The 3,360-nt window shown below is 68.6% G+C and carries 3 protein-coding genes; 1 reads left to right on the top strand and 2 read right to left on the bottom strand.

Annotation, left to right across the window (positions count from 1 at the left end; translation table 11 throughout):
* Window positions 1-132: 132 nt before the first annotated feature.
* Together ELR45_RS31700 and ELR45_RS31695 are read right to left on the bottom strand one after the other, a co-directional pair.
* Entirely contained in the window at window positions 133-891 is a 759-nt protein-coding gene (locus ELR45_RS31700; protein ID WP_129669846.1) for a hypothetical protein, read from the bottom strand.
* A gap of 106 nt (window positions 892-997) precedes the next feature.
* Window positions 998-2,416: an MFS transporter gene (locus tag ELR45_RS31695; protein ID WP_129669845.1), complete on the bottom strand. Its 1,419-nt coding sequence runs from the start codon at window positions 2,414-2,416 to the stop codon at window positions 998-1,000.
* Window positions 2,417-2,538: 122 nt separating this feature from the next.
* On the opposite strand from ELR45_RS31695, the gene ELR45_RS31690 reads away from it, so the two are divergent.
* Window positions 2,539-3,147 carry a TetR/AcrR family transcriptional regulator gene (locus ELR45_RS31690; protein ID WP_165368273.1) on the top strand — a complete coding sequence of 203 codons (609 nt, stop codon included), beginning with the start codon at window positions 2,539-2,541 and terminating at the stop codon, window positions 3,145-3,147.
* The last annotated feature ends 213 nt before the right edge of the window (window positions 3,148-3,360 follow it).

The following is a 3,360-nucleotide window of genomic DNA, read 5'->3' as shown; positions in this document are numbered from 1 at the left end:
CGGGCGGGCCACGTCATCTTCGTCGGGGAGGAGCCGCTCCAACACCCGACCGGTCGCCAAACGTCGCCACCAGGAGGGTGACGACGCCGAGCGCCTTCACCGCTGGGCGGCGAGCCGGACGACGGCGGTGTCTCATCCGGCTGCGCCGCTCTCGGCGGGATCCGGCGGGATGACCGGCACCGTCCCGACGGCCACGGTCGCTCGATCGAGCCACTCCATGGAGCGGTCGAGCGAGCTCTCCCGTAAGGTCCGGCCCGTCATGACCACTTCGAGCTCAGTCGGCGGCGGCAGCTGCGCGGACTGCTCCCACACCATCGCCACCTCGTAGTCGATTCCGGGCTGCAACGCGTCAAGTCGCGAACCGTCGGCGATGACGAAAACTCCGCTAGGGGCCACCGGCGCGCTCGGTCCGGCGTTGGCATCGTCGCCGCGGTCGTCACTGCCGTCGTCGCTACCGCCGTCGTCGTCGCCGGCTCTGCCGTCGCCGTTTTCGTCGTCCTCGGTGGCAGCGGACGATGTTTCCGTACGGGGGACGAGACCATCGACGCCGCGTAACGCCACGCTGTCGGCGAGGATCCCGCCGCCGAGCGTCCTTGTGCCGTTCGCGGAGGCGGTGACGACGAGGGCGATGACGTGGGTCGCGTCATCGCCCTCGGATACGCCGGGGAGCTCGTCGAGCACCCGCGCGCGTTCGATCGTGATGTCATAGGGCCCGGTATCGATCCGGGTGCCCAGGTCGAGCTCGGAGACTTCTGTGGTGGTGGCGCCGGGTGTGAGATCACCCGCTGCAACGCCGGCCGCGAGAATGCCGACGACGAGCAGGCCGCCCCACAGCGTCAGCGGAAGGTGTGCGCCTGCCTGGGTGATCCGCCGGACGCCCCCATCGCTCATCACGGCACTGGAGTCTAGCCCTGCAGCCCTTCATGATCATCGAGTATGTGCGGGGTGATAACCCCACCTATCCTCGATGATCATGAAGGGAAGGAGGCGAGTCCGGCTAGTTTCGCCGGCCGGCGCCGACCAAAGAGGGGGCCCGTGACGCCGCGGGGCCTGCCGGGCGCGGAGCCGTCGTCGGCGGAAGTCCGGTGCGGCGACGTACGAGCGTCAGTACGCTGAGCGCAGCCAGGACCACCGCCATCGCGAGGGCCAGACGCATCCCGCCGGTGTCGTCGTCGGCGATGCTCCAGATCACCGTCGTCAGCGCGGGGCCCAGCGCGATGCCGAGCTGGCGCGCCAGGCTGGTGGTCGCCCCGGTGGTGGCGAGCAGGTGCCCCGGTGCGCGAGACATGGCCATGTTCTGGTTCTGTCCGGCGAACAGTCCGGCTCCGGCGCCGACGACGGCCAGTCGCCATGCCAGGTCCATAGGCCCCCAGTTACCGCCGAGAGGCACCAGCAGCACGATTCCGACGGTCACGCCCAGCGTCCCTGCCAACGCGACGGGACGCGCGCCCCATCGGTCGGCCAGGGCGCCGCCGAGTATCCCGAAGAGCATGACTCCGGCCGGGAAGGCCAGGACGGTGAGCCCGATCCTGGTGGGCGAGAGGTCGCCGACCTGGTGCAGGTAGAAAGGCGCCAGGAACTGCACCGCCATGACGGCGGCCATCTCGGCGAGCAGCGCCAGGTGCGGCCTGAGCATGCCAGGCGCCCGGATGAGCTGACGGACCTGTGCGCTGCTGGGCAGTCGCCGCCACACCAGCAGGAAGGGCAACGCCCCGAATGCCAGCACCAACCACGAGGGACCGTGGTCGGCCGTCAGAGAGAGGGCCAGTAGCAGCGTGATCGCCGCTCCGGTGAGGACCGCGGCCTCGGTCAGCCACTCCCGGCCGGGCAGCCGGGGTGCGGCGCCGGCCGGCAACTGGGTGGCGGCGATCGCGATGACGAGCAGGCTGACCGGCACGTTGAGGTAGAAGATCCAAGCCCATCCCATCGCGTCGATCAGCAGGCCGCCGACGGCGGGTCCGCTCACCGCGCCCAAGGGTCCCAGGGTCATGACGATCGACATCGCCCGTCCTCGGGCCGCTGGCCGCACGGCCGTCGTCGCCAGTACGGGGAGCAACGCGAACAGGGCCGCTCCGAAGGCGCCCTGAAGCAGTCGCGCGATGATCAGCGACCAGATGTTGGGCGCCAGACCTGCCGCTACGCTGGCGAGGGCGAAGCCGGTGAGTGACCCGATGAAAGCCTCACGCCTGCCCATCTGGTCCAGCCAGCGTCCGGCCGGCAGGCTGAGCGCCACCATGGGCAGCACATAGCCGAGCACCACCCATTGGGTGAGGGCAGTGCTGATGCCGAACTCCCGCTCGATGGTGGGTAGCGCCACATGGACCACGGTCACGTCGAGCTGTGCCATGAACACGGCCAGGCCGGCAGCGATCACTATCCACCAGCGGTTGCGTTGCGTTGTGCCGGCGTCCGTCATGGTGACACCTCCTGAAGTCGTTAACTACACATGCTGTGTAGTTGGTAAACTACACACGAAGAGAAGTTCCGTCAATGGTCCCGTTCAGATCCGACATCGCGTCCGCCATACTGAGGAGCACGATGAAGTCCATAGATGCACCGCAGAACGCGCGCAGTCAGCGCACCCGAGATGCGCTTCTCGCCGCGACCAGAGAGATCCTGGAGAGCGACGGGTTCGAAGCGCTCAGCATGGCGGCGGTCGCCGATCGCGCCGGCGTCACCCGGCGTGCGGTCTATCTGCATTTCACGTCACGCGCCGACCTGGTCAACGCGCTGTTCACCTATCTGTCGCAGCAAGAAGGACTGGCCGAGTCCATGAGCCGGGTCTGGGAAGCGCCCGACTCAGTGGCGGCGCTGCGGGCATGGGTCGCGCATTTGGCCGACTATCACCCCAGGCTCATGGCTGTGGATCGCGCCATCGAGCGGGTACGCCTCGGTGACGCCGACGCTCAGCGGCACCGCGACAGGGTCAACGAGGCGCAGATCTCCGGCTGCCGCAGGGTCGTCGAATGGTTACACCGCGATGGCCGGCTCGCCGAGGGCTGGACGGTCGAGGACGCGGCCGACTTCCTGTTCGGCCTGATCTGTACCGAACTCTTCGACCGGTGGATGCAGATGCGCCACCTGTCGGCCCGCGACGTCGAGCGAAATCTGTGGGCTATCTGCCGAGTCGTCCTGGTACCGGAATAGCGTCCCTCCGGCGACGCGATCACCCTGCCTTGGCCGGCTCGGGGGGCGGGCCGTGGCGCAGTCCCGGGCCGCAGGCGGCTCGATGCCTGAAAGGTCTTCACGTCCCGGCCGGAAGCGGGCAAGCTAGGTGGCTACAGAATCCCGGACGGCCTGAGGGAGTGCGTGATGACCTGGAAACGGACGAGTCGAGTCAGCGCCATCCTCTTCGCGGCC

This window comes from Phytoactinopolyspora endophytica (assembly GCF_004138495.1).
GTDB classification, from domain to species: Bacteria; Actinomycetota; Actinomycetes; order Jiangellales; family Jiangellaceae; genus Phytoactinopolyspora; species Phytoactinopolyspora endophytica.
Note: the sequence above shows the minus strand (reverse complement) of the source record. Positions and strands in the feature narration are given on the sequence as shown.